The organism is Mesorhizobium sp. M0815 (genome assembly GCF_040319995.1).
Taxonomy (GTDB): Bacteria; Pseudomonadota; Alphaproteobacteria; order Rhizobiales; family Rhizobiaceae; genus Mesorhizobium.
This window is the reverse complement of record NZ_JAMYOU010000004.1, coordinates 130031-155633: the sequence shown is the minus strand read 5'-3', so window position 1 is coordinate 155633 and position 25603 is coordinate 130031. Positions and strand designations below refer to the sequence as shown.

The 25603-nt window shown below is 56.1% G+C and carries 21 protein-coding genes and 1 pseudogene; 15 read left to right on the top strand and 7 right to left on the bottom strand.

Annotated features, from left to right (window positions below; genetic code table 11):
• Positions 1 to 32 precede the first annotated feature (32 nt).
• Genes NKI01_RS07590 through NKI01_RS07580 form a run of 3 tightly spaced genes read left to right on the top strand, consistent with a single transcriptional unit; the run spans position 33 to position 5329 of the window.
• On the top strand, positions 33 to 992 hold the full coding sequence (locus NKI01_RS07590) for a hypothetical protein (RefSeq protein WP_352962554.1): 960 nt from the start codon (positions 33 to 35) through the stop codon (positions 990 to 992).
• The gene (locus NKI01_RS07585; RefSeq protein WP_352962551.1) at positions 970 to 2649 is read left to right on the top strand and encodes a site-specific DNA-methyltransferase; all 1680 of its coding nucleotides are present in this window, start codon (positions 970 to 972) and stop codon (positions 2647 to 2649) included. The genes NKI01_RS07590 and NKI01_RS07585 overlap by 23 nt, the downstream gene beginning before the upstream one ends.
• Position 2650: 1 nt before the next feature.
• Positions 2651 to 5329 carry a DEAD/DEAH box helicase gene (locus NKI01_RS07580; protein WP_352962548.1) on the top strand — a complete coding sequence of 893 codons (2679 nt, stop codon included), beginning with the start codon at positions 2651 to 2653 and terminating at the stop codon, positions 5327 to 5329.
• Between the two features lie 173 nt (positions 5330 to 5502).
• Here the strand turns inward: NKI01_RS07580 and NKI01_RS07575 are convergent, their stop codons facing one another.
• Entirely contained in the window at positions 5503 to 6702 is a 1200-nt protein-coding gene (locus NKI01_RS07575; protein ID WP_352962545.1) for a hypothetical protein, read from the bottom strand.
• Positions 6703 to 7019: 317 nt separating this feature from the next.
• Between NKI01_RS07575 and NKI01_RS07570 the strand changes: the two genes are divergently transcribed.
• The 7 genes from NKI01_RS07570 (at position 7020) to NKI01_RS07540 (ending at position 13342) form a co-directional block, all read left to right on the top strand.
• Positions 7020 to 7463 carry an XRE family transcriptional regulator gene (locus NKI01_RS07570; protein WP_352962542.1) on the top strand — a complete coding sequence of 148 codons (444 nt, stop codon included), beginning with the start codon at positions 7020 to 7022 and terminating at the stop codon, positions 7461 to 7463.
• 192 nt (positions 7464 to 7655) lie between these two features.
• Positions 7656 to 9248, top strand: a complete 1593-nt coding sequence (locus tag NKI01_RS07565; protein ID WP_352962539.1) for a DUF2130 domain-containing protein — start codon at positions 7656 to 7658, stop codon at positions 9246 to 9248.
• 5 nt (positions 9249 to 9253) lie between these two features.
• Positions 9254 to 10210, top strand: a complete 957-nt coding sequence (locus tag NKI01_RS07560; protein WP_352962536.1) for a ParB/RepB/Spo0J family partition protein — start codon at positions 9254 to 9256, stop codon at positions 10208 to 10210.
• A 107-nt stretch (positions 10211 to 10317) separates the two neighbouring features.
• Positions 10318 to 10620, top strand: a complete 303-nt coding sequence (locus NKI01_RS07555) for a hypothetical protein (protein WP_352962533.1) — start codon at positions 10318 to 10320, stop codon at positions 10618 to 10620.
• 1303 nt (positions 10621 to 11923) lie between these two features.
• On the top strand, positions 11924 to 12445 hold the full coding sequence (locus NKI01_RS07550) for a hypothetical protein (protein ID WP_352962530.1): 522 nt from the start codon (positions 11924 to 11926) through the stop codon (positions 12443 to 12445).
• 104 nt (positions 12446 to 12549) lie between these two features.
• A complete protein-coding gene (locus tag NKI01_RS07545) occupies positions 12550 to 13197 on the top strand; it encodes a hypothetical protein (RefSeq protein WP_352962527.1) in 648 nt (215 codons plus the stop codon).
• 7 nt (positions 13198 to 13204) lie between these two features.
• Entirely contained in the window at positions 13205 to 13342 is a 138-nt protein-coding gene (locus tag NKI01_RS07540; RefSeq protein ID WP_352962524.1) for a hypothetical protein, read from the top strand.
• A 164-nt stretch (positions 13343 to 13506) separates the two neighbouring features.
• Here NKI01_RS07540 and NKI01_RS07535 read toward each other — a convergent pair whose 3' ends face one another.
• The 5 genes from NKI01_RS07535 to NKI01_RS07515 form a co-directional block, all read right to left on the bottom strand.
• Entirely contained in the window at positions 13507 to 14259 is a 753-nt protein-coding gene (locus tag NKI01_RS07535; RefSeq protein WP_352962521.1) for an NYN domain-containing protein, read from the bottom strand.
• 738 nt (positions 14260 to 14997) lie between these two features.
• Complete coding sequence (locus tag NKI01_RS07530) at positions 14998 to 16329, bottom strand: PAN domain-containing protein (protein WP_352962518.1); 1332 nt, start codon at positions 16327 to 16329, stop codon at positions 14998 to 15000.
• A 389-nt stretch (positions 16330 to 16718) separates the two neighbouring features.
• The gene (locus NKI01_RS07525; RefSeq protein WP_352962515.1) at positions 16719 to 17849 is read right to left on the bottom strand and encodes a hypothetical protein; all 1131 of its coding nucleotides are present in this window, start codon (positions 17847 to 17849) and stop codon (positions 16719 to 16721) included.
• 281 nt (positions 17850 to 18130) lie between these two features.
• Complete coding sequence (locus NKI01_RS07520) at positions 18131 to 19834, bottom strand: patatin-like phospholipase family protein (RefSeq protein ID WP_352962512.1); 1704 nt, start codon at positions 19832 to 19834, stop codon at positions 18131 to 18133.
• Between the two features lie 1289 nt (positions 19835 to 21123).
• Positions 21124 to 22317: a DUF4268 domain-containing protein gene (locus NKI01_RS07515; RefSeq protein WP_352962509.1), complete on the bottom strand. Its 1194-nt coding sequence runs from the start codon at positions 22315 to 22317 to the stop codon at positions 21124 to 21126.
• 191 nt (positions 22318 to 22508) lie between these two features.
• On the opposite strand from NKI01_RS07515, the gene NKI01_RS07510 reads away from it, so the two are divergent.
• Positions 22509 to 23276, top strand: a complete 768-nt coding sequence (locus NKI01_RS07510; RefSeq protein WP_352962506.1) for a hypothetical protein — start codon at positions 22509 to 22511, stop codon at positions 23274 to 23276.
• Positions 23269 to 23604 carry a hypothetical protein gene (locus NKI01_RS07505; protein ID WP_352962503.1) on the top strand — a complete coding sequence of 112 codons (336 nt, stop codon included), beginning with the start codon at positions 23269 to 23271 and terminating at the stop codon, positions 23602 to 23604. Before NKI01_RS07510 ends, NKI01_RS07505 begins: the two co-directional genes overlap by 8 nt.
• A 195-nt stretch (positions 23605 to 23799) precedes the next feature.
• On the opposite strand, the gene NKI01_RS07500 is transcribed toward NKI01_RS07505, so the two are convergent.
• Positions 23800 to 24069, bottom strand: a complete 270-nt coding sequence (locus tag NKI01_RS07500; RefSeq protein WP_352962499.1) for a hypothetical protein — start codon at positions 24067 to 24069, stop codon at positions 23800 to 23802.
• A 141-nt stretch (positions 24070 to 24210) separates the two neighbouring features.
• On the opposite strand from NKI01_RS07500, the gene NKI01_RS07495 reads away from it, so the two are divergent.
• From NKI01_RS07495 to NKI01_RS07485, 3 genes and pseudogenes are all read left to right on the top strand, one after another.
• Complete coding sequence (locus NKI01_RS07495) at positions 24211 to 24492, top strand: hypothetical protein (RefSeq protein WP_352962496.1); 282 nt, start codon at positions 24211 to 24213, stop codon at positions 24490 to 24492.
• A gap of 70 nt (positions 24493 to 24562) precedes the next feature.
• Positions 24563 to 24865 (top strand): hypothetical protein, encoded by a 303-nt coding sequence (locus tag NKI01_RS07490; protein WP_352962493.1) that lies wholly within the window; start codon positions 24563 to 24565, stop codon positions 24863 to 24865.
• Between the two features lie 9 nt (positions 24866 to 24874).
• Positions 24875 to 25580: pseudogene (locus NKI01_RS07485) on the top strand (SOS response-associated peptidase).
• The last annotated feature ends 23 nt before the right edge of the window (positions 25581 to 25603 follow it).

The following is a 25603-nucleotide window of genomic DNA, read 5'->3' as shown; positions in this document are numbered from 1 at the left end:
TGAGCTCACTTCGTTACCGCGCGGGCTGGCTGATGGTCTCGCGCGCCACCCTGGAAACGCCGTTTTGTTCATGGTCGGCGCCACTGGTTGCCTGCGTGAATGAGCAAGGCGAGCCGATTCCCCCTTGGCTTGCGTCGAAATTCTTCGAGATGCGGTGCTCTACTCCGAGCGAAGTTTTTGACCTGCCGCCCAACGAACTCGAAATCGCATCAGATGCCCTCTATTGGGACTTTCTTGGCACTTGCGACCTCAAGCACCTGGCGATGCTGGAAGAAAAGGAAGCGGATACGGAGAAGGCGATTGCGCGCCTAGTCATGCGCGGAAATGAAATGCTGGCCCAGACCGACTCCTACATCGCCGACCTGCGGCGCAGGTTGCGCATCGCGAATTCCGATCCGGAGCGACGTATAGCCGTGGACGAACAGATCAGCTTAATAGAAAGGAAGCAGGGCGAGGCCGTGCGCTGGCTGCGTGAGAAGATCAAGTCCGTTCGGGACAGCGCAGCAGACTTCGAGGCAGGAATCATGGAGTCGTTGACCTGCTACGGTGAAGTCGAGCATCTCTATACGGTGCGCTGGACTGCGCGCCACGTGCGCGACCGCAAGGAGGTAGCGCCGAAAACGCTGCCGGCATTCTTGACTCCCGACCCGCACATTGCTCCCGTCTATGTCGGTCGAACTGTAGAACCCTTCAGGCGCATTCGCTGGCGACGCGGGGCCCCGACAGGCCCTGGTATTTCGGTTGAGGCAACAGTTGAAGTCGCGCTCTACTCGAAATCGATCGTGCCTCCACACTTGCTCGGCGGTGCTCCAGGGCAGGTCAGTGCCGAGGTTCGCGGCATGAAGGGCGATACAGCCAAGGTTAAACAAACGCGCGCGCCGCGGCAGGCGCGGCGGCCGACGAAGAAGCAACTAAGCGCTGAATTTCGAGAGAAGCGACGCATCTGGGAAGAACGAAAAAAGAAGTTCAATGGCCAAAAAACAGAAGCTTGAACTGACCTGGATCGGCAAGGATGAGCGGCCGAAGCTTGAGCCGCGCATTCTGGTCGAGGATTCGTCGCTATCGCATCATGCGGCGGCGCGTCGGTCAGAGGCTGACATTTTCGACAACTTGCTGATCCATGGCGACAACCTGCTTGCTCTGAAGGCGCTCGAAAGAGATTTCGCTGGCAAGGTCAAATGCGTCTTCATCGATCCACCTTACAACACCGGCAGTGCCTTTACGCATTATGACGACGGGCTGGAGCACTCGCTATGGCTCAGCCTGATGCGCGATCGCCTAGAGATGATTAGGGCGCTGTTGTCCGACGATGGCTCGCTTTGGATCACCATCGACGACAATGAGGCGCATTATCTCAAGGTGCTGTGCGATGAGGTGTTTGGACGCGCGAATTTCGTGGCCACAATAATCTGGCGCAAGAACTATTCGCCAAAATCCACAGCTCGGCACTTTTCCGAAGACCATGACTACGTAATTGTTTATGCAAAAGATGGTGACCGCTGGTCGCCAAACCAAATGGCAAGGTCAGAGAAGCAAAACGCCGCATATAGAAATCCGGATAACGACCCTCGAGGGCGATGGAAACCGGGAGACTTGTCAGCTAGGAATTTCTATAGCAAAGGCATTTATTCAATTACGTCTCCCTCAGGAAGAGTAATTTCCGGACCGCCGAACAAGAATTATTGGCGTGTAGAGGAAAGTAAATTTTGGGCCCTACACAGAGACAACAGGATATGGTGGGGGAAAGATGGGACAGCAATTCCGCAGATAAAGAGGTTCTTGTCTGAGCTAAAAGACGGGATTACCCCACAGACATTTTGGTCGCACGAAGAGGTCGGCCATACTCAAGAAGCAAAGCAGGAATCTATCAGGCTTTTTGGCGCAGATCCATTTAGCACGCCAAAACCTGAGCGGCTGTTGGCCCGAATTGTAGGCCTTGCTACTAAACCCGGCGATCTGGTCCTCGACTCCTTTGCCGGTTCCGGCACCACCGGTGCAGTCGCCCACAAGATGGGCCGGCGCTGGATCATGGTCGAACTTGGCGACCATGCCGAAACACATACTGTTCCACGCCTGAAGAAAGTCGTCGACGGCGACGACGCCGGTGGCATTACCGAAACCGTCGGCTGGAAGGGTGGCGGTGGGTTTCGTTACTACCGCCTCGCCACGTCGCTGCTCGTTCACGATAAATACGGCAACTGGGTCATTGCGAAGGACTACAACGCGGCGATGCTTGCGGAGGCGTTGTGCAGGCACATGAATTTTACCTACGCGCCTTCCCTGAATCCTGACGAATATTGGAACCACGGCTTCTCGACAGAGACCGATTTCATCTACGTTACGACGCAGAATCTGACGCATGACGCCTGCCGGAAAATTTCGGAAGACGTCGGGCCAGACCGTTCACTGCTGATTTGCTGCAAGGCCTTCAACGCGAACCCAGATTCATTCGATAATCTGACCCTTGTGAAAATCCCAACTGCGATCCTGTCGAAATGCGAATGGGGCCGCGACGACTATTCGCTGAACGTCGAGAACCTCCCGCTGGCGCCGGATGAAGCGGAGGAACCGGGGACGCCAAGTGGCTCCCGCAGGAAGGATTCAGACCTACCGCTTTTCAACTTCAGTATCGACGAAGGCAAGGTCTGAGATGAGCGAGGATCGCATTCGTCGTCAAATCGCGCAGCGCCTGTCGCTGCGCGCGCCGCAGGAGCAGTCGCTTGATATCTTGGCTGACATCGTCGGCCGCATTGGTCTGGCGAAGGGCGGAGACCCAGTCGCGGCGCTCAATGCAATCCAGGCCGAATATCCTTCAGTGCAGGATTTCGAGCGCGACTTTCCCTCGCTCTGCTTCGCCATCGCCACTGGCGTTGGCAAAACCCGCCTAATGGGCGCCTTTATTGCCTGGCTCCACCTTGCTGGCCGCTCGAAGAACTTCTTTGTGCTGGCCCCCAACACGACGATCTATGACAAGCTGGTCGCCGATTTCTCGAAACAAACGTCGCCGAAGTATGTGTTTCGCGGCATCGCTCAGTTCGCGGAAACACCACCGGTCATTGTCACTGGCGATACCTGGGAAGAGGGGCGTGGCGTCCGCGGCTCCGACCTCTTCGGCAGCGAGGCAATCGTCAACATCTTCAACGTCGATAAAATCAACAAGGACAAGGGGCGCATCCGCACAATGCGCGAGACCATCGGCGAATCCTATTTTGATTATCTCGCGGCGCTCCCCGATCTTGTGCTGCTGATGGACGAGGCCCACCGCTACCGTGCCAGCGCCGGCATGCGGGCAGTAAACGAATTGAAACCGGCACTTGGCCTCGAATTGACGGCTACGCCGAAATCCGTCGGCGCCAGGTCGACCGCGTTTCGCAATGTCGTCTTCGAATATGGGCTCGGCAACGCCATGGCCGACGGGATGGTAAAAGAACCTGCGGTAGCTACGCGGGCGGACTTCAACCGGGCTGACTTCAACGATCACCAGCTCGAGCTCATCATGCTCGAGGACGGCATTCATTACCATGAGCATGTGAAGGTCGAGCTCGACCTTTACGCCCGTCAATCAGGCCGGAACCGAGTTCATCCCTTCGTGCTGGTTGTCGCCCAGGATACGACCCATGCGAGCACGCTACGCGCCCGTATCGAAAGCGATGAATTCTTCAAGGGCGCTTACAAAGGCCGTGTCGCAGAGGTTCACTCAAACCTGAAGGGCGACGAAAGCGACGAGGCTATCCAGCGCTTGGTCGGGCTGGAAACCGACAATCTCACTGAGATCGTCATCCACGTGAACAAACTCAAGGAGGGATGGGATGTCAACAATCTCTATACGATCATTCCCCTTCGCGCGTCTGCTTCCGACATCCTGACCGAGCAGACGCTCGGCCGCGGCCTTAGGCTGCCCTATGGCGAACGCACGGGTATCGAGTCGGTCGACACGCTGACGGTGATCGCGCATGACCGCTTCGACGAGGTGATCAAGCGCGCAAGAGAAGCTGACTCGCTTGTGCAGATCAAGACGCTGACGATTGGTAAGGGCGGCGACGTTCCGGCTGAGACCGAACGAGTCATCGAGATTCCCGTCTCGTTCGAGGTGGCCCTGATCGGCAATGGCTCGTCGTTACACGGGGCGCAAGAGGAGGCCGCTGTCTTTGACCACATAGATGATCGCAAGGTCGTCGAGTCCGCACTCGATTTCATCAACCGCAAATATGAGCGCCAACTCAAGGGCGGCGTTCAGGAGCTGCTAAGGCCGGAAGTGCGCGAGGAACTCGCCGCCGACATCAGACGCGCTCTGCAGCCGGCCCAGAGCTCGCTGGAGGGCATAGTCTCCCGGCCGAGAGTGGAGGAGATCGTCGGTATTGTTACCGCTAGCGTTGCGGAGAACACAATTGATATTCCTGAGATCGTCGTCATCCCGAGCCGGGAGGTAAACTTTTGGTTCGACGCCTTCGACCTGACTGGATTGCAGTCAATCCGATATCAGCCGCGGTCCGACCGCATCCTGATCCGCAATCTCCGGGACCAAAACCAGCGCGAACTGGCTCGCTCGATCGCCGGACCGAAAGAAGGCCTACTCGAGAACTATATCGTCAAGCACCTGATCGACTACGACCAGGTCGACTATGATTCTCAATCCGATTTTCTCTACAGGCTCGCTGCTCAGGCAGTTTCGCATCTGCGAACCTATCTCGTGACCGAAGATGATATCGAAAACGTCGCGCTCGCTCATGGAAAGGCGATTGCCGAATTCATCTTCGCGCAGATGAAGGGCCACTATCGCGAGACGCCAGCGGACTACCAGGCGAAGCTTGTCAGGTCGTTCCGGTCGCTGAAACCGCTGACCATCAGCATAACCAGCATCGCCAAGATGCTCGACATAAACTCTGCCGCAAAGCCGCTGTCGGACACCAGAAGCTACGTCTTCAAGGGCACGCGCAAAAGTCCCTATAACTTCCACAAATTCCAGTCTGACACGGAGCGCCGTTTCGCTGCGCTGATCGACAGCGATTTCGAGAAGGACGTGTTGCGCTGGGTAAAGCCAGGCCCTGGTCAATTCCAGATCGAATATCGTTCAGGCAAGGCCTACGAGCCGGATTTCGTCGTTGAGCTGTCGAAACAGAAGCTGATCGTCGAGATCAAGTCCGACGGTGAGATGACCGATCAGACCGTTCAGGAAAAATCGCGCGCTGCGTGCGAGTGGGTGAGACACGCCAACCAGATATCGACGGACACAGCATCCAAGCCGTGGAGTTACGCGGTTGTGCCAGAAAGCGCGGTCATAGAGAGTGCGACCCTGGCCGGATTGATGGCGAAGCACAGGTTGGTCTGATGCGCGCCCGAGCATCAACCGTCGTCGGTTCCGATTTGGCAGGTTTTTCCCACCAGAGACTCTATCCGTCGGCATATCCGGATGTGAGCAGTCGCTTTCGGAGCAAGGGTCCGACGCAATCAGAGGTTTCGGGGACCTAATAACTTGGTCAGTGTGGATAGTTCTCTAACCCCTCACTCACCTTCCCTATGCCCCAGCTTCTCCAGCGCCATCGCCGCTCGCCCGTTTAACGTCTCGTAGGCGAGAAAGCTACCTGAAGGCCCGCTGCCGACCCTAGTCGTGGGCCGGACCTTCTGCCCCTTAGCTCGCAGGAACTCCTTGAGCGCAGGCCTGGCATTGTCTCGGAACAACTTCCTAGCCCCTTCCATGGCAATTACCCCGACGACGCCGGCGTTGAGGAACCGTCTCCAACGATCGACCTCAAGCGCTCTGTGGGCTGCGTGCTTGTCTCCGAACTGGTTCTCGAACGTGGGAACCACGAACTGGAAGTATCTACCCTGAAGCTTGGCGAATTTGAATCGCCGCAGATCATGTAGGTTGTTGACTGCGAGTCCGATTAACTCGCGCCGATCCAGGGTCACTTCGATCCTGGCTCGGTGCTCGCTGAGTGGTAGGTCATCCCAGGTTCCGGCTCCGATGTTCTGGTTATCGATGAGTTTCTCCATCACTCGCCAACTGACCTGCCCATCCTTTCGGCCGATCCAGAACGTCGCGTCGACAGGAGCAGGCCTGTCAGCATGGGATGAGAGCAGGTTGTTCGCTCCCATGATGAAGGTTGGTTCTTTCCCTCGACCCCGTAAGAATCGTGGTCTGTCGAGGCCGACAGTCATGAAATCCCGGTCTGGAAACAGATGCCGGGCCAGCACTCCCACCATCCTCCCGAGCTTGTCGGAGGACGGCGTCACCGGTTTGAAATCCAGGCTAATCTCGATCGAATGAATCACCCCATACATCTGCAAAGCGAATTCTCGGTCGAGCGCGCGTTCGCATTGTCCCAGGAGATCCAGCGTCGGTTCTTGGAACTTTACTCGAAACTCAGTGCTGACGTTTCCAGGTTCCGGATCTAGCGGCTCTACATAAGGTTGCCGGCCAATGATGGGACTGAGAACGTCTCGGACAAATCGGAACTGGGTCCGGTGCTCAAACCAGAAGTCAATCTCGACCCAGTCAATGACCGCTCGGCACGTGTAGTCACCGAGATCGATCACCGGGTGAACGACTGTCTTTCCGGCAAGCCGCCGCTGCGTCGCTGTCGTTGGAGCCGCGCTGTATTCGAGCACGACCTGGCGCTTCGGATCTTTGATGCCCCTGAGGACGACGTTGGTCGAGTAGTTCATCTGTGGCGGCCACCCATCGAGCAGCCGGTCGACCACACAGGATGTCCTTTATCCGAGTCGCGTCAGACAGACACTTCCGCTCAAGGCTATTTCCACCTCGCTACCTTTGAAGCCAGCGGATCCCTTGTGCGCACCGCTATATTTAGGACAGCAGTAAGTAATACATTACTTATGTATATATTTTACAAAGATCACACTAGTGAGCCTAATATTATGGCCTGTAGAGTGGTATTCGTGATTAATATGCTACGGTCGGCTAAACAGTTCTCGTATCAGTCGATGGGAAACCAAAATCCCCTACCATCTTCTGATATATATTAAGCAAGATCATAGATTTATAGAAAGAGACCCGCATGAGCAACGATAGCAGGGATGCACCTGGCAAATCCGAAATCGCCAAATTCTTGGACAAGCGCATCTATGAACTGAGCCCTCGAAAAAGCCAAAGAGACATAGCCAGGGAGATCGGCTTCGCTAACGACAACGTCATCACAATGTTGAAGTCCGGTAGAACCAAAGTGCCGCTTGATCGCGTCGTGAGCATTGCAAGGACGCTAGAAACCGATGCACGCCAGCTGTTCATCTTGGCACTCATGCAGGACGGCCATGAAAAGGATCGTGCAGCCTTTGAGGTAATCGTCGGCGAGCCCGTTTCAGCCAATGAGAAAGAGTTCATCCACGTGCTGCGCAAGGTGTCGAACGGAACGGATCCGAAGATATCGGTCGTGCTGCGGAAGATATTGCGCGCCCTCTTTGGTGACACGGGCGGCACGAAGCAGGACGATGATGCTGCGTGACGCCAGCGTCGAAACCCGATCACTGTGGCCATAACCCGTAGCCGACTCTCGCAACCGAGGGAAAGCAGCCGCAACTTCAGACTATTCTCGCTGGGGCGGGGCCTACGTATTTCGGTCCTTCCAGTTGGGTATTGACTTTTTCAGAAAATAGGAAGAAATAGGTCCCAGTTTTTCCTATCTTGGGAGTAGACCATGCCTGCATCCCCATCTTCCGTGCTTAAGTCCGCAGTCCGGCCTCATTTCCACTTCGATGGACAGACCTGCCCCTATTGTGACCAGCCGATCCCGGAGGATCGGGTTGAGGAGATCAGCGGTCGCATTGAGGCCCGTGCCCGAGAGCGCCTGACGGAAGAAACGGGGCGGCTTCGCGAACAATACGCCCGCGAGAAAGCGCAATCGGAAGTTAAGGCGAAGGCTGATCTGGAGCAGGCCAGGAATGAGGCCACGGCCCGCGAGGCGCTGGTCCGCGAAGAAGCCGTGCGCGGCGCCAACGAAGCCGCCCAGATCAAGATTATGGAGGCGCACAAAGCGCAGGCAGATGCCGAGCGGGCGCGGGCGGGTGTCGTGAGCCAGCTTGAAGAGACGCGCGCCAGGAACGCCGAGACGATCGAACAGATGCGTCGCGAGGCCGCCGACCGCGAGAGCGTTGTCCGTGCGGAGGCTGTCGCTGCAGCCGAGGACGCCTTGCGAGAAAGGCTTGCCGCCGCCGAGGGTGCCAAAACCGAGGCGGAAACCGCCCGCGACGGCTTGGCTGCCCGGCTTGAGGCTGAACGCGCCGAAAAGGCGGATACGATCGCCCGCCTGAGCAGAGATGCTGCCGCGCGAGAGGTAGCGATCCGTGAGGAAGCGGCGAAGATGGCCGAGGCTGGGGCCGCCGAGAAAATCGCCGCCGCCGAGAAAGCCAAAGCCGCGGCCGAGATGGCGCTTGATCAGAAGCTCGCCGAGCGCGTGCAGGAAATCGACACGCTGAAGGAGGCTCATGCCGGCGAACTTAACGCCCAGCGCGAAGTGCTTGAGAAGGACAAGGTCTCGGCCGTCAACGTGGAACGCGCCAACGCGCTGAATGCCAAGATGAAGCTTGAAGAGCAACTTGGCGATATGCAGCGCAAGCTTCAGGAGAAGACCGCGAATGAACTTGGTGAAGGCGCTGAGCTAGACCTCGAGAACGTCCTGAGGACCGCATTCGACGGCGACCGAATCCGCGCCGTTCCCAGGGGCACCAACGGCGCCGACATCATCCACGAGGTCGTGGAAGGCGGCAAGGTCGTCGGAAAGATCGTCTACGATTGTAAGAACCGCGGCAACTGGATGAGCGAGTATGCGGTGAAGCTACGCAGGGATCAGATCGCCGAGAAGGCAGATTTCGCGGTTCTCTCGACGAACAAGTTCCCCAAGGATAAGCGCGAGCTGTGCACTTTCGAAGAGGTCATCCTTGCCTCGCCGGCGCGCGTTCTTGCCCTGGCAGAAATCCTGCGCGCCCGCATCGTCGAGCATCACGAACTGCGCGTGGGGTCGGTCGAGCGCGAGGGCAAGATGGCCGAGCTCTACGATTTCATCAACTCGCCGCTGTCGCGTCAGCTTCTCGGAGCGGTAGAGTCGCTGGTTGGCAAGATGGATCAGCTCGACGCCGACGAGCAGAACGCCCACAGGAAGGTCTGGGACAAGCGCGCCATCATGCGGCAAGCCGTTCTCAAGTCAAACGGCGACTTCCGCTCCCAAATCCGCCGGATTGTCGGCACGGTGGACGACGACGCTGGCGACAGTGACACTTCGGCAGGGGAGTAGCGCCCATGACTCGCGCCGAACAAAGCGGTCCCGAGCGCGGCAAGGTTGTCGGCTTCGGCCTTCAAGAACGCCGGCTGGGTTCGACGGTGTTGCGAACCTACCGCACGAAGGTCGACCTTCACGACGTGGTTCCTAACGAGCGCCAACCGCGCCTAGGCCCGAAAGAAGACGAGGAACTTCAGCTTCAGATTGAGGCCAATGAGGGACTCTTCGAGCCCTTATTGGTCGAACCCCATCCTGAGCAAGAAGGCAAGTTCCGGATCATCGACGGCGAGCGACGCTGGGTGAATTCGAGCGCGCTGGTTGCGCAGGGGCGTGAGCAGTTCCGACAGATACCGGTAGAAGTGACCGACCGACCGCTGACCGATGAAGAGCGCCTCCGCGTGTGGATCTATATCCACCGTCAGCGCAAGGAGTGGGATGCGAAGGAGAAGGAGATGGTCGCTTATCGGCTTGTCGACCTGCTCGGTCGCGCAGGGGCTGCTAATATTCTTGGCATCACCGTGAAGGAGCTGGAGAAGCTGGTGCAGGTCTTCGAGATGTCGGAGAAGTTCACGGGTCTTCGCGACCCGAGCGGCGCTATCACCTGGGCGCGTGAACTTATGGGCTTGAGCAAGAAGCTTGTGACTCCGCCGGTCGTTGAAGCGGTTGTGAAGAAGGTTGCCGAGCGGCGCATTACCAACTCGAAAGAGCTGCGTAAGCTTCGCAAAATCCTGCCCGATCCAGTGGCTCGCGCCAACTTCCTCTCGGACGACGGCGATATTGATTCAGCTATGCTGCGGCTCGGCCCAGCCCCCAAAAAGAAAGGCGGCCTCGCCTCCGACCTTGAGGCAGCAGTGGAGTCTATGAAGCATGTCCCTTGGACGGCGCTCGCCGATTTGCGGGGCGATCCCGACGTCCTGAAGAAGATTGATGAGGCTGAGGCGCTTCTGCGATCTTTGCGCAAGACGCTGTCTTCTTAGGTCGTGAACCCATAAATGCGGAATTACCGAGATGGGTGGTTTACTGCCTTTTGGGTTTCGCACCCACCTTTCGGAAAAGAGACGTTGGCGAGCGGTCGGGATAGAACGTGACACTCTTGAAGCCGAAGGTCCCAGTGGTGAAAACCTTTCTGCTCGTCATCCTTGCGGTGGCTTCAGTCCTGATCGTCATTATTTCAGTCGGTGTATTTCTGTTTTCGGCGGCCACCTCGATTGGCACAGAGCAAGATCAAACTGAGGGTATGAAGGTCGCGGGCGTCTGCCTCCTACTGGCATCTGGCATAACCTTTAGCTGGATCGTTTATGGCCTTCGAGGTGCATGGCGAGTCGTCAGCGCGGTGCCATTCGCGCTTCTGATCTGCCTTGGGCTGCTTTGGATTGTGCCTGTATAGCCAAGGCAGCGCTTCGTCTTAATGCCCACAGGAGCGCCCAGAACATCCCACTCATCTGAGTCATTGGCGGCAGCTGATTTTGATCCTACTGCCCTCAAGCTCGAGCGCGGACCGCGAGCATGGGGCGCATGTTCGGTCAGTCCCGCTAGCGGGATCGGCGAAGTTAAGCGCCCGTCAGCGAGTGCACCGCAGGTGCCGGTTCTGGATGCCATGAGAGGAAGCAGCAGATGATCGCCCAGGTTCTTAGGAACCGATCGACTTTGTTCCTAACACGGGATGAGCCCCAAAGGTGGAAGTCCTAGGATTTTCTTGGTTAGATCAAGGGAATGCCTTTTGTTGCCGGAGACAAATATTCTGCCAATGCACCGCTTTGTGTGGGGTGTCGGCTGGACATCTGAAGGGAACGAGCTTTGACAAGCCCGAGGTTGACAAACGTCAACATAGGCCATCGATCACTCGTGATCCGCAACGAATTCTGTCAATCAAAACGTGCGGTCTCTTAGGCCGGTAAGAGAACGCATTACACTAAGTTTACCTCAAGTTGACAAAACCGTCCGAAATCCAAGTTTTTGGAGAAGTGTCAACTAAGGCGGGATCTAGGAAGCGCTCCGCGTCGGAGGCATACTGCTTATGGGACGAAGTGTAGGATGATTGGACGCGACAAGTCTCGACACCGCAAGGAATCTATTTCACGTCCTGCCCAGTTCCAAGATCGCTCATCCGCTAAGGCTCTGACAGACCACACCTAAATAGGCGCATTGACCTGTGCCGAATGCGTTTTCTTGGGAGACATCCGGGACTGGCGCTCAACCATATTCGTCGTTCGTTTCGCTGCTAGAAAGCCCCTGGTGCTGCGATCTGTGTCCGATGGTTCTCTCATTCGATCTCGTTCTCGATGACGGTTGAGTCACGGCGCATCGTCTTGGAGTATCGGCGGAAGTCCATGAACCATCCGATGTCTTGGAGGTCAGCGAGGTGTAGCAAGAGTGCATCCGGTCGCAGGGCGCCGAATACACTCGCCACGCTGTCAGGGGTGGCCGCCAGAGAGCGCCGTAGTGTGCTGCGGTCCGTTGAGCAGTCCAGTGCTCGATCTCGCCAATGAGCTCGCCTGTGAACGGTGGCTCGTCGTGATCAGTCGTCCAGATAGCGATTTAGTCAAAGAGCTGCTTACTGACTTGCGCAATGATGGCAGGGCTTCAAGTGCGCCAGGATGTAGACTTGGCGAAGCCTTCGTCGAATCTCCATTGACGCGGTAACGGTAACTGTGTTACTGAAACCGTGACTTGAAGATGGAGACACAATCATGGTCCTTACGCCGGCTGAAAAACAGAAGCGATATCGCGAACGCCAGAAGGCCGCCGAGCTTGAAGCGGCGAAGGCCGCGCCCACGATAACTGACTATCTTAAGCGGCCTTTCTCTGAATTCGTCGGGGATCGTCACTTCTCTTTCGACGCCAGCTTGGATGCCTACGGAGTCCACATTTCCGGTCCGAACTTTCTGAGAACGGAAATCCAGACCTTCAAATCTGAGTATCTGTCCGACGAGCCCGTGACCGCTCTTGAACGCGCGATGGGTATTTTGGGAGCATGCCTCGACGCCGTCGATGAACTGTCGGTGCTGGTCAACCAATACAAGCTGGAAGAGGTCGGCAGGGCGATCGATGAAGCCCTGGAGGCGAGTGCCAACTTGCCAAGGGGCGACGTTGACGCGCTGAAGGCGTCGTTTGCCGAGATCGATCGTCTGAAGCTAATTCAGACCCAATTGAGGGCGCCGACTCGCTACGTGTTCCCGTCAACACAAGTGAAGGCGGAGCGTCTCGACTGAGCAAAGAGATTTCGCCGGAGTGATTTTCGATTGAGCCCGATCTCACTCCGGCGACGTAGCTAACGGCAGGGGCTAATTCCTGCCGATCACGAGGAAAACTTATCATGAAGAACACCATTGATCAATTTCGCGATGAACGCGAGTTCATCCAAGCTAAACTAGACAAGGCCGAAGCTGTGCTAGGGCAGCTCAGAGCTTTGTTTGGAGACGTCGAAGGCGTGAGAGCGGGGCACCTCGAGGCCCCACCAACACTGCTCGAGTCGTTTCGAGACCGATTGCTCGACCGTGACGCAATTGAGCAATTGATCGCAGATGCTAACAGCCGGCCTCAGAACGATGACTACGACCATCCCCCTGTCACACTACTCGAAGTGATGACGGCCCTTTTCTACGGCGAACATTCCGATGCTGAAGCTGTGGTCGAGGAGATTCACCGCGCGATCCTCCACAACATCAGGCTCAACGACCCATGGCCCGAGCTCACTCGCGAAACTCTCATCCTGCTGATCGGCAACCGGAAAAGCAAAGCCGATTCGCTCGGCTTCTACAACATGCGACGGCATGACCGGCAGAACGAGCCATTTCTTATGGGGATGCCATTAACTCATTCAGACAAAACGCCGTTGCCGCCGCTCACGCTTAGAGAGAAGCTATTGGCGATGAGATGGCAGGGATGGTTGAGCAGAGGCGATTCACAGCCGGCGCTTCCACTCAAGCCGCTGGATGGAGGGTGCCTCAACGCTGCTACCTGAGAGCGAAGTGAGCACCGCTGAAAAGGTTCGTTTGAAGAAGCGCATCGAAACAATGACCCGTCTGGAGCTGCAAATCCGAGTGATCTTCTTGGAAGGCTTCATTGTTGGCGCCACAGGCAGTATCGCCCCGGTCTCGCCAGCCTGATCGATTGCAGAAGACGACAATAAGGGTGCGGATCAAACCGCGCCCTTTTTTAGCTGCGGCGCGTTAGGGGTGGCCGACAGAGTGCACTGGAGTGTGCAGCGGTCCGCCGCCGCAGTTCGGTCTTCAAACTCTCCAGTGAGTTCGCCTGAGCGCCGCTCGCTGGGTCACTCCTTCGAAGCAGCGATTTTTCGACGCGACTTCGCCACTCGCATTCTGACGCGCGCGGTGGAATCACGTGGCCCATCAACGACAAACGGTCTTTTGAGTGCAACGAGCAGATCTCTCAACCGAACATGACCGTAAGTTCGCGTATCGAAATCGGTGGTCCGGCTCTCAAGTTCATGTTGGAGAAGGTGAATCGACACCCAGTCCGCGGGATGATCGACAAGCCTGGCGATAGCGCTTTTTACTATGAGCAGCGCATCGCCGATCGGGCGTAGCGGCTTCATTTTGGGATCCGCATGCAGCAGATCGAACCTCAGGTTCTCAAGATAAACGAAGCGGCTGCACGCTTGCTTTAGCCGTTCGGGCGCACCTTCACCGCCGAAAATATAACACTCGAGATTCTGCTCTCGAATGCGGATCGCGAGGTTGGCGAAATCGCTGTCGCCCGACACGATACAAAATCCACCGAGGACCCCGCCATGCAGAAGATCCATCGCATCAATTACTAGCGCGATGTCAGCCGCATTCTTGCCCCTACCGGAAATCGCCAGATGACGGGGCACGATTGCGTGCCGGACCAACGTCTCCTCCCACGCCACGCCGTGTGGTCCGGCGAAATCGCCATAGGCCCGCCTCACCACCAGCTGGCCGTATTTTTCCATCTCTGTGATGGCACGGCCGATCGTCCTTGCCGGGACATTATCTGCGTCGATCAAGAGAGCCAGGCGAGCGGGTCGCTGTTCTGTGGGCATCATGGTCTCCGAGTCCCGCATATGCTTAGCGCTGTCAGGGGAGCTCGTCAGGGAGCGCCGGGGTGCGCTAGCGACAAGTTCAGCAAGCCGACGCTCGAGCTCACCAGTGAGCTTCCCTGAGCGCGCGTCGTTTCCGCGCTTGCAAAATCGCAAGGGCCCAGGAAGCTGGGCAATCCTGGGCCCTTTAAAGTCCATATTCCTGGAGGGTCATGCTTTGTGATTGGCACCTAGATGGACATTAGCATTTTTCAGTTTCTGGTCAATTGAAGAATCACTCGACTCGGTTCATTGATAGGAGCGTTATCAATAGGAGCATGCAACGATGGATGATGAACCTGGCAGAGTTGGCAAACGAACGATAGCTGACATGAGCTTTAAGATGGCTAAGGAGTGGCACCGTAGATTTAAGCTGCGAGCGCTCAAGGAGGGTATCTCTATGACGGCACTATTTAAGAAATGTTTTGCCTTCTACATACTCAATAATCCATTATGAATCTGAAATAGCACGGGCGCCTTTGCATAGTGCGTCCGTCGGCACCAGATAAATCATAAGTAATCTATGACTTATCTACTCTATTTAGACAATCGCAACCCCGTTCTTTTGCGAAAAGTCCAAACTCGATCGTCGACAGTTCGCTGCGCGGCATCAGTCAGGTTGAATCCTACCGCTGTTCGATCGGGACAATCCTCAAATCGACCGTGCGCCCCCAAGCCGTTTCGGCGACGCTCGTGGAAATTTCATTCGAGGCTGATAATCGACGCAGGCGCAAAGCTCATCATCTTTTTGAGACCACTGATCATGCCCTCGGCATAGCGCGGCGTGCCGATTGCGCCTTTCAGCCAGCATTGGCTCTTGCGCTTCATGTAAGTGAATCCGATGCAACGATTGTTTGCGACGCAGGCAAGCCGGCACTGCTGCGCGCTCACATTCCTCTCAAAGGGCCTTCGTGACAGATCTCCCCCAGGCAGGTCGACGTTTTTGAACACGGCTGTCTTCGGGTCGATCACGCCCATGGAGAATGTGCTGGGGTCCGGATCAGCGCTGCTCAGAAACTGGCCCGAGATAGCAGCCGAGTTGCCATCGGCTTTACCTGGACTGGCTTTCAGGAAGCAGTTTGGACCTCTTGCGATGTGCGGGTTCATATTGAATGTGAATGCCTTGCATTCACCGCCCATGGAGAGACAGGCTCGCGCGCAATTTGCAGCATCGTCCGTTCGCTGAGAAGTGATGTCGTCGCCAAAGAGATCGAGCCCCGCAAAGACAGCCATCCGTGTTGGGCGGCGGGTATATTCCTCGATCGATGACAGCTTGGAGAGCGATGAGCCGTCTAAAGCAGGCGTATCTTTCGTCACGGCAGTTGCCGGCGGAGGGGAAGGTGTCGAAGAGGTCTCGGACAATGCGCTTGGCTGGTTTCCACCATTGGAGGCCGTGGTTGGCAGACTGTCCCGCTGTCGATCGATCCCATAGCGTGCGACTTCGTCAGGAGTGAAGATATGCATGTCCTTCGGAGGTGTCTTGAACATCACCGTCAGCACCTCAACCGGCGTGTTGAAGCGATTGAGAAGGTCGATGATATCCGAGATGGAAAGCTGGGCGCTGACCAGATCAGTGGAGTCAGACGAGATCTGATGGACGCCCAGCTCACCATCGACTTGGCGCTCGACTCCTGCCAGAAAAATATATGCACACGCGGAATAGCAGCCTGCTTCTTTTGGGATGTAGGTGGCAAGCTTCCGCTCATGCACGTCGTCTGCGATCAAAAGGGCGATCTGGACCACACCGCCAGGGCTATTGAGAATGACCAGTTTGGCATTGGGTGCAGCCTCGGCCGCGCGGCGGAAGTTGAGCGCCGCCCCTGCATCAATCTCACCATTGAGAGAAATAATATCTGAATGGGCGTCGTCGACTGTAAACGGACCGAACGACTGCACAGCAGCGTGGGCAGAACACAACTGAACCGCCAACGACCAAACGACTGGCAGCAACCGGCTCAGGCAATATGAAAGCGAACTCAGCACTTTCGCCCCCCAGCGGCGAATTTTAGCTATGAAGACACCCAGCAGACTCAACTGGCAAGTGTCAACTAAGGATCTTTCAATCAACCGGTTAACACGGGATGCTCGGCATTTTGGAGGCGTCGTATAATCGTTGCGCGCGAGGGAACCATTCGAACGGTGACCTCTGCCTTCGGATTTCGCGCAAACTCCACCTGGCCGTTTGAAGCCCGCGCCGGCTTCCGCGAAGAAGCCGTGGCTGGCCGGTTACCAGCCGGTTCGTTTTCCGGACCGTCGACCTGAAGGCACCCATAGCTCAGCTGGATTGAGCGCTGCCCTCCGAAGCGTCCCTAGCGCAATCGCCATCAAAGCCGGGGGAGCTTGCCTGGCTTAGATGTCCGAAGAAACCCGCGATCTCAGAACGCCTGCGTCGCCGGCAGTGGCACGATCTCGCCACTCGCCCCCTATCTGTCCGGATATTGCCATCTTAGTCTGAGAGCGTCCTCGTCGCTGAGTAGGATGGGCAAGCCACGATTGAGAGGATCCTTTCGGCCAACATAGTCTTCTGCCCAAGCGATCCATTCCTGAATTTCAGCTTCGTGTTCCGATCCTCGGATCAGCCGGCTCTTAACAGCCTCGATAAACGCTTGGAGCTGACGCGCCTGTTGATGGGCAGATGCTTGCTCTTTGAAGCGCGCGCCCCGGACTCGATCGATCGCCTCCAGGCGCTCTTGTTCCTCTCTGCGTCTTTGCTCCTCCGCCCATTGCCGCTCTCGTTCCTCACGCTCGATCCGCCTTTGCTTTAGCGCGGCCGCCGCTCGCTCGATACCTGCAAGGAAGCTCGTTAGGACATCCTCGATCCGTTGGCGCTTACCGTCGGCCCATTTCTGCCTGACGCCAAGATAGGTCGCGTTTGTGATCGAAAGCTGCAAAAGGCCTGACCGTATGTGATCGTGTTCAGGGATCGATCTGCCGTAACTCCGGAAATCGCGAATTTCTGCCGCGGTAGGAGTGTGCGGGCTGAGTGCGTATCCTTCCGACAGCTGCAGCTCGACTTTCTCACCGTCGATCGCTACGCCGCCTTGGGCATCTATGGCGACGCTCCATAACCGCTCTGCGACGGCTGCCTTTAGGCTAGCGATCAGATTTGCAGCACGAGGGATGCTGTCGCGACCTATATCGACGCGTGTGAGTCCTGATCGTTGATGGACATCGCCAGCCACCGTCGACCGCCTCAGTTCTTTCTGGATCGCGATTGCTACAGGATCGGTTACCTCGACTGGAGTCGTAGCGTGAATTGGTTCTTTGGCGCTGGCCCCAGAAGTCGACAGCCCGCCTTGGCTGAACACCGGTTCCATGTGGCTGCCGATCTGCACCAGCTGATTTCGTCTGAATTGGCCGGTGGGCAATGCTCGGCGTTTCGCCGGACTACCGTTAGCAATCATCCGCCAGTAGTGTGGAGGTGGGATGGGAATATCGTATTCTCGGCAGAGCGCGATGATCGTTCCGGTCGGAACGCTGAGATCGTCGCCGACCTCCTCCATGTGTTTTGTCCAGACCAGGTTGTGGAGCGTTGTGCGGGTAACAGTGGTCATGCGGCTGCTAGCGATGGAGATGCACTATGGTGACGATCCTGTGGTCCAGAGGCTCATGCAGCTACCCGCATGAGCTAACGCCAGCCAATCTTCGACGGGACCAAGCCTCAATCCTGATTGATTTCTCTAGGCGCGGAACGAACGCGAGGTCGAAGGCATTAATGAAGGCATTCGTTCGCTCCTGTAAGCGCGAGGATCGTTTCTCTCTCCCCAAACGCATCTACATGGCAGACATTGGCCGCTAGATCACAGTCTCGATACCACGCATAACGTTCTCTCCTCTAATCGTATGCGCGAGTGAAACGTGCACCGACCTTCTCGCCGGGCTTAACATCAGCGGCGCTGTAGCCAAATACGTTATAGTCCGCACTTTGTAAAAAGCGGTAGTCGTCAATCATAGTTGGATCTCTTACAGGACCGCCTTTCTCCACGTTAGAGCGTGAGGGATCCGAAGAGACCGTGATCTGGCCGAATGATTTCGGTGTGCAGAGTATAATGTCTAGTCGCTTAAAAGCGATATTCTGTGAGTTTCTGATTGATATAAAATCAGAACCCTTTTGTTCTAAGGGAAGCATTATCTCCTGCTTCGCATAATGGCTTGATATTCTGATCTTATACCCGTCTTGTGAGGATCCAACCAGGGGCTCCTCAAAGAAAAGCAAGCAATCAATCGCTTTTGGTGGATTGCTATCCAGGTCATCCGCAGGAATCACTATGGGCCGAATCTTACGACGCGATTTGATGAACTCAACTGACCATCGCGTTGTGCAATATGCCCCGCCTCTATCTATGTCGATAAAACTACGTATGCAGGTTACTTTTGCAGCGTTCTTATCCTTCGGTAGGCGAATTATGATCTCCCGCGTAATCTGATCCGCCCTTCTGGATTTCGTGCTGCTAATTTTGTCTAAGCAATCCGCTCTTATAACATAAGACGACCTTTCAATCTGATATTCATGCCTGTCAAAAGCACTCTTATACATTTTGAAAACGGCATTCATCATCTCTTTCGTATCTATGTGTCCACTTACCGTAACTTTTTCAGATATGTCGCCATATGACTGAAGTTTAGCGAAATCCAAAAATTTAACCAAAGCTTCTTCTTTTATAAAGCCGTATTTTTCTGTAGAACGCAATGATTGGAGAGCGATCCGGAAATCTGTAAGCTTAATATCTGTTTTAATATCGATCAAGTGAGCGCTATTAAGGAGCTCTCGCGTCCTTCTGATGGCATCGTTTTGAACGGCGGACCATATTGCCCAGGCGTATGAAAATACATTGGATGGCACAGGATATCCGGTCCCGCCAATCGCCCCTTGCTCCGATAGACAAATTGCAAAGATCTCTCCATAAGTGGCTTTCCCGGCCATGAGATATTGAACCGGGAGATTGTCGCATACGCCGCCGTCAACAACAGGATTTGATGCGAGGTCTTTAAAGTTGCGATAGAAGAACGGAAGTGCAGACGAATTAAGTATAGCATCCACAACTGAACCGCTTGATACGACCCTTCCGCGTTGATTTATTATATCTGAACTAGTAATCAGTAGTTCTATCCCCGTCCTCTCTTTAAGATCTGTGAAGTCGCTAGGGATAAAGCCGCAAAGCCCCATAAAGATATGCTCGAGGACAGAGCGAAGCTTCTGGATGTCCTCCACAGGTAGTCCTTGCAGTGTATCCCTCAGGAGATTGTATGTGCCGCCCCATCTGCTGAGACGTCCGCTGTCGGCGATTTCATCCAGGCGCGAGTTCAGCGAGCCTACCAACGTTTGGAGCTTCGAATCAGCTAGAACTTGCTCTAGCTTCGAGAAATCCGCCTTTGCCGCTATAAGAGCCGCCGCGATCGCTCCAGCGGAGGAACCTGAGACCCTACTAATCGTTAGGATTTTATCGTTATGAACTTGGAGGGCCGCGTCCACTGCGGGTAGCAGGTTAACGAACTTAGCACCGCCACCTTGTATCGAAATTTGAATTTTGGGTGCCATTGAACCGCCCTATTGTCTTCCCAAATGAGTGGTGTAGGATTTGCCAACTTCAGGAGGTAGCTATGTCTAAGGGTATTGAGACAGTCATATAGTGGCATATCGTGACCTCCTCGGCGACTCTGAGGGGGTGGTCACCTTCTGTTAAGGATAATGGCGTGTGGGAGGCTATCTAGCTTACCGCGCGCCATTTTGCTGCCCGTGTGGGAAAGATCCCTGCCTAATTAATGCAGCGCTCTCCGGCTTTCAGACTTCCTAAAAGTCCTTGATCCTGCTGGTGCCCGATAGCGCTTCCTGAAGCCCTATAGAGCGCCCCAGACGCTCGCGACACGATCTGATCACAATCGACCCGGAACCCTCCTTGGCGGAGTCTGAGGGGCGTCCTACGCGTCAGAGGCACAAACCAAGGAGGTGCTTCATGGCGACGATCCGGTGGCTACGAGGGAAATGGCAAGCGCAGGTTAGACGTAAAGGTATTCCGCCGCGCGCCCTTCGATGCGAAGTCTGATGCAGAGAGGTGGGCGCGTAAGCTTGAGGCCGAGCTCGATCGTAGCGGCAGCCTGCGGGATCCGCGCCCCGCCGAACAGATGACGGTCCGCATGCTATTTGAGCGGTATCTGCGGGAGATCACTCCTGAGAAGCGCTCCGCATCGAGCGAGGCGGCTCCTGCATCGCGGCGAGGTCGACCCTGACGCCAACATCATTGTGAGCGCGATCTTCGACAAGAACCGGGAGGGCCGGTTTAAAGTGTCGGTCGTCGCATCGGGACTGGCCGATGGGACGTTGCCAATGGGGATCCATGTCCTTGGAAGCGGGCACGAGCGTCACCTTGCAATAGCCCTTATCGGAGATAGTCGGCAGCCGGATAGGTCAGCCCGGAGTCAGCCACCCTTTTGCGGTGCCGTCCAGCCATAGGCGGGCAGCGTAGTCTTCCGGCGTATGATTGCTTGAGTTGCGCTTGCGGAGCACAACGCCATCTCGTTCAGCTTGAGCATATGCGGCGCAGACGGCATCACGCCTAGTGCCAAGATCAGCCACCAGCTTACGCATGTAGTCGCGCTGTCTAAATGTCACCATGCCTGACACGGCAGCTCCTATTTAGTCGTTGCATTTTCGTGGAACCGGTCTGCTTGAGCTGAATCCGCATGACGACACCGTCGAGCTGGTCCATCTCAAAGAATTTGTTTTTCGCACCAGATCGCTCAGACGCTCGCTTCGCCAATCTTGCCAACTTCCTCGAACAGCCCGGCATTTTTTTTGCAATGAGAACGGCAAGACGAGGGGAGCGTGCTTCAGTTGGCCTGGAAACCGTATTCTGATGCGGTCGACAATGTGTCGGAGGCTTCAGTCGTGCCGTCAAGTTCAAGTGACCTGAGCTCCAGGGCTAGCCTTTGAAGTGGAGCTTTGATGGCTCGTTCGAATGGGACGATCTTCTCGATCATCCAATTGGTGATTTCCGACCAATGTTCCCGATTATAGCCGTCGAAGCCCTTCGAAAACTGGACCCGACTTGCCTTTATGTCATCCAGTCGTTTCCACGTCAGCTCGGATCCGAAGGCGCGCTCGATCGCTTCCTTCTCTTGATAAAGCTGATCGAACAGCCATTTGTTCTCATCGGCATTCGGTCGCTGCAGGCTCAGCTCGACGCGGGCCTCGTGCTTGCCGAAAATCAGTGCGTAATGACATGATGAGATGCCGCAGCCCGCGGTTATCCAACTGTCTTGCGAGGGGTTGATGTTCTGAAACAGTCTGACCTGGCGATGTCTGAGCGCATCCAGCGCCTGGTCCCAAAAAGCCAGTCGGATCACGTGGCGGCTCTTTTGAGCGCCCTGGGCAGTTCTCTCCTCGCTATCCTTCGATGACATGCTGATCATAAACTCTTCGGCTTCCGGAACAGGAATGATCTGCCGAATGTCGAGGAAAAGCTCAGCGCCGTGTGAATATGGGATAGCCTTGAAGCACTGTGTGCTAATGCCATGGTCGAGGAACCAAAGAGCCGTAGCGGTTACCTCTTTTCGAAATTTCGCAGCAATCATGATCAGGCGCTGGCTCTTGCGGCTGTTGAGCACCACATCCACAAGGTCGTCGATTTCCAGGAACTCGCAAAGGCGCTCTACTGCGTTGCCGCCGCCACAGTGGCGGTCGAGGTAAAGCTGGTAGATCTCTATGATCTGCGCCGTTTTCAGACTGGAGCAGTAGGCCGCATATTTTACTGCCTGCCAGACGACGTCCCGTCCTGAGTCATCGAGCTTGTTTTCGATAATGACGAGTTGCCCCTTCTTATCTAGGGCGAGAAGGTCAAGGCGTTCGCGAGTGTCGTTGAAACCATCGAACTCTTTTTGGATGATGAGGAGGTCTTCGCCCAATGCCGCCGGCATGTTGGCCAACCACTCCTGAAGGTGCGCTCGCTCGTTGAGTCCCAACTCGGCAAAGCGACGTTCCTCCAAACGATTGATGCGGTTCTGAGTTCTTTGAATAAGGAACATGGCGGTCTCTTTTGATGGGAATCAAAATTGATGTTCGCCGTGGCGGCACACGACGAGCTCGATCCCATCGTGCACTCCGTCGACGCTGGCGCAGGTTGTAGCTGACAAGAATTAAGGAACGCCCGTGACTTTGGCTCTCATTTCGTCGTGGAGATTCACAACAAGTTATGGGCATAGGTCTACGATGCAGAATGCAAAACGCCCTTCTCCCTGGACTTCCTATCGACCTGATTAAGGCTGCTTATGCCAAGGCACCAGGCAATGAGATCGATAGCGGGAAGTTCGTTAATCCCGCATCCTCGGCTGCCCTGGTAGCTAACACATTCGGATTCTTCCTCACTCGAAGCGACGAACTTCCGCCAGATCCATTTGCTTCGTCCTGGCGTTCTTCCGTGCAGTCAATCGAGCTGGAAGCAACCATTCGCTTCCCTTGGTCTGGTGGGCGCCACCCGTGCCTGGACGTGCTAATCACGACTGACGACTGTTTGGTAGGTATCGAATCCAAACGCTACGAGCCGTTTAGGTCCCGCAAGAGCAAGGAACTGTTGTCAAAAGCCTATGATCGACATGTCTGGGGCGACAACATGATTGGTTTTGAGCGAGTTCGGGACCGCATTAACGAGGGCCAACAGTTCCGTCATCTCGACGCTGGTCAATTGGTGAAGCATGCATTTGGCTTGAGGAGCGAAGCTGAGCGGCACAGAACTGCGAGCAAGCGAGCGCCGATCCTCGTCTATCTTTATGCTCAGCCGATGGCGTGGCCGGATGGTATGGCTGTGTCGACAAATGCCCACGATGCTCATCTTGCTGAAATCCTTCAGTTCGCAAAATTAGTTGAGGGCTGCGAAGTGGATTTTCGGTCCTACAGCTATCGAGAGGTCCTGCATGCTTGGCGAACGAGCGGATCGCCGGCAGTGGTGGCGCACGTTGACGCGTTGAGGGCCCGTTTTGATGTTTAGGCTGTCGACATCGGATAGCGCTGTAAGCGGAAGTGCGTCGGGCGACGGCCTGACGAACTTCGCGGCATCATTGGCAAAGGCCCGGATGGGGCGCGACCTGCTCGTTCTGGCAGATGAGCCGAACGGCACCTTTCTTACCGATACTGTTGAAAAAGTCCGCGTCGCGGCAACCTATGGCATTTGCGTAGAATGGCGTTCCGAGAAGACCCCAAAGGTGAATCCTGATTCCATGCAATGCGCCACGGTGGAACGGGATTCTATTATCGGTGGCGACTTCGCGGTGCGTCGGACTTTTTCAACAATATCTTACCCAATTACGACGTTCTAAGACGGGCTTGATGGGCACGGAGCTAAACGGCGTCGTCAGCTCTGGGCGTTAGATCCGAGATGACCCGAACTCGGTCGTTCAGAGTGATTGGGTCTTGGACTTAGGGTCACCTGAAAAGAAGGAGCGGCACGGGCTAGCTCGTGATCAACACCGCGAACGGTCCCCCATGCAAAACCGCCTTCGCCAGCGCTTGGCCTATTCATCCCTCCAAACCACACGCCGCTCCCATCTGATCTCGACCAGGCGTCGGAAACGGATGGTCTCCAGTTCCTGCCCGACGGGGTGGAACAGCTCGGCTCGCATCGATTCCTTGCGGCCGCATTTTTCGCAACGGACCTTTGCCCGCACTTGGTCGATGGTGACGTTGCCAATCACCTCTCGCAATTCCAGCGGCTTATAGAAACGCTTGATGTTGCAGAGGCCACAGCTAAGGCGGGCAACCTGCCCCGCGTTGTGGGCATGCATCAACGTCCATGGCGCGCCTCTCGGCCATTTTTCGGGTTGTTCTGGCATCCCTAGAGATGAGGAACATATTCCTCTCGGGTCAAGAGGCCCTTGACTCTGTCGTTCTCTTTTTGTTCACTATGGGCAATATGGAGACATGCAATGAAATCGATCACTGTCACTGCGGCCGAGCAGCCCGAAATCTACGCAACGGTGAGGCGTGAACGGCCTGCCATACATCGCTCCGTCATCAAGATGGCAAAGCAAATGCGCGGCCTATCTGATGTCAGTCAGAAACAGGCGATCGCTGAACTTACGGCCACTTGGATTCTAGCGATCTACCCGGAAAGCTTGGAGCTGGCATTATCGCTTTCAGACGCGATGCGCGAACAGACCGATATCTATCTGAGGGAAAGCAAAAGGAAGCCCGCAGCACCGCACTGATGCATGCGCAGCCGAGGGCCCTCGCCGGCTAGGATCGACCGGGAGTGGCCTTATCAGATCGCGCTGCCCGATGACCTGTGCACGGCACAGCTTCACGCTGATCCGCGAATTTTGCGAAGCGCGCGCGCTGGTCCTGATGACAAGGCAGGTGCAGGCGATATGGCCGGATCATAAATACGAGAACTGGCGGCTCTATTGCTTCGCCGATCCGGCGTCCGCACAGCTGTTCCTTGACCACTTCGGAGGCATGATGTTCGATCCCAAGCGCGATCGGGAAAACGGCCACGCACGCGGCATCTGGCGCCGGACGGGCGAATACAAGAGAGTTCTCGATCTCGGGCCGCTGAGCGTTCCCCAGGCCCTGCGCAACTAAGGCGACGACATGTGTAACCTCTACAACATCACCACCAGCCAGGAGGCGATCCCGCCAATGGACCGGAGCCTTGCGCGATCTCCTGGGCAACCTTGAGCCGTCGATCGACATCTATCCCAACCAGTTCGGCCCGGTCGTCCGCAATGCCCAGGACGGGACGCGCGAGCTTGCCAAGCCGCGCTGGGGAATGCCGACGCCGCCAGAGCGTGTCAAAGGCAACGCCGATTCCGGCACAACAAATATCCGCAACCCTCAATATGGGCACTGGCAGCAATATGTCGGCATCGAGCACCGTTGCGTCGTCCCGGTGACGAGCTTCGCCGAGCCCAGCCCCACGCCCGGTGACAAGGACCCCGAGACGGGCATTCAGCTGAACTTCTGGTTCGCCCTCAACGAGGACCGGCCGCTATTCTTCTTCGCGGGCCTGTGGACGCGCTGGCAACGGGTGCGAAAGGTCAAGGAAGGGTCCGGCGATCACGAGCTCTGCGGCTTTCTGACAACGGCTCCCAACGCCCTCATCAGACCGATCCACGAGAAGGCAATGCCGGTGATCCTGACCACGCGAGAGGAAGCCGAGACTTGGCTGACAGCGCCATGGTCGGAAGCGAAAGGGCTGCAGAGGCCGGCGGCCGACGAGGCTCTCGTCATCGTCGAGAAGCCTGCCACACAGATCAAAGTTCCGCTGCAGGCACCTGCACAAGGGTCGCTGCTTTGAAAGCATCCCGATGAGCGACGAGC

Coding starts and splice junctions, on each gene's coding strand:
- NKI01_RS07590 (WP_352962554.1), top strand. CDS start 33: ATGGTCTCGCGCGCCACCCTGGAAACGCCGTTTTGTTCATGGTCGGCG.
- NKI01_RS07585 (WP_352962551.1), top strand. CDS start 970: ATGGCCAAAAAACAGAAGCTTGAACTGACCTGGATCGGCAAGGATGAG.
- NKI01_RS07580 (WP_352962548.1), top strand. CDS start 2,651: ATGAGCGAGGATCGCATTCGTCGTCAAATCGCGCAGCGCCTGTCGCTG.
- NKI01_RS07570 (WP_352962542.1), top strand. CDS start 7,020: ATGAGCAACGATAGCAGGGATGCACCTGGCAAATCCGAAATCGCCAAA.
- NKI01_RS07565 (WP_352962539.1), top strand. CDS start 7,656: ATGCCTGCATCCCCATCTTCCGTGCTTAAGTCCGCAGTCCGGCCTCAT.
- NKI01_RS07560 (WP_352962536.1), top strand. CDS start 9,254: ATGACTCGCGCCGAACAAAGCGGTCCCGAGCGCGGCAAGGTTGTCGGC.
- NKI01_RS07550 (WP_352962530.1), top strand. CDS start 11,924: ATGGTCCTTACGCCGGCTGAAAAACAGAAGCGATATCGCGAACGCCAG.
- NKI01_RS07545 (WP_352962527.1), top strand. CDS start 12,550: ATGAAGAACACCATTGATCAATTTCGCGATGAACGCGAGTTCATCCAA.
- NKI01_RS07535 (WP_352962521.1), bottom strand. CDS start 14,259: ATGCCCACAGAACAGCGACCCGCTCGCCTGGCTCTCTTGATCGACGCA.
- NKI01_RS07525 (WP_352962515.1), bottom strand. CDS start 17,849: ATGACCACTGTTACCCGCACAACGCTCCACAACCTGGTCTGGACAAAA.
- NKI01_RS07520 (WP_352962512.1), bottom strand. CDS start 19,834: ATGGCACCCAAAATTCAAATTTCGATACAAGGTGGCGGTGCTAAGTTC.
- NKI01_RS07515 (WP_352962509.1), bottom strand. CDS start 22,317: ATGTTCCTTATTCAAAGAACTCAGAACCGCATCAATCGTTTGGAGGAA.
- NKI01_RS07510 (WP_352962506.1), top strand. CDS start 22,509: ATGCAAAACGCCCTTCTCCCTGGACTTCCTATCGACCTGATTAAGGCT.
- NKI01_RS07505 (WP_352962503.1), top strand. CDS start 23,269: ATGTTTAGGCTGTCGACATCGGATAGCGCTGTAAGCGGAAGTGCGTCG.
- NKI01_RS07500 (WP_352962499.1), bottom strand. CDS start 24,069: ATGCATGCCCACAACGCGGGGCAGGTTGCCCGCCTTAGCTGTGGCCTC.
- NKI01_RS07495 (WP_352962496.1), top strand. CDS start 24,211: ATGAAATCGATCACTGTCACTGCGGCCGAGCAGCCCGAAATCTACGCA.
- NKI01_RS07490 (WP_352962493.1), top strand. CDS start 24,563: ATGACCTGTGCACGGCACAGCTTCACGCTGATCCGCGAATTTTGCGAA.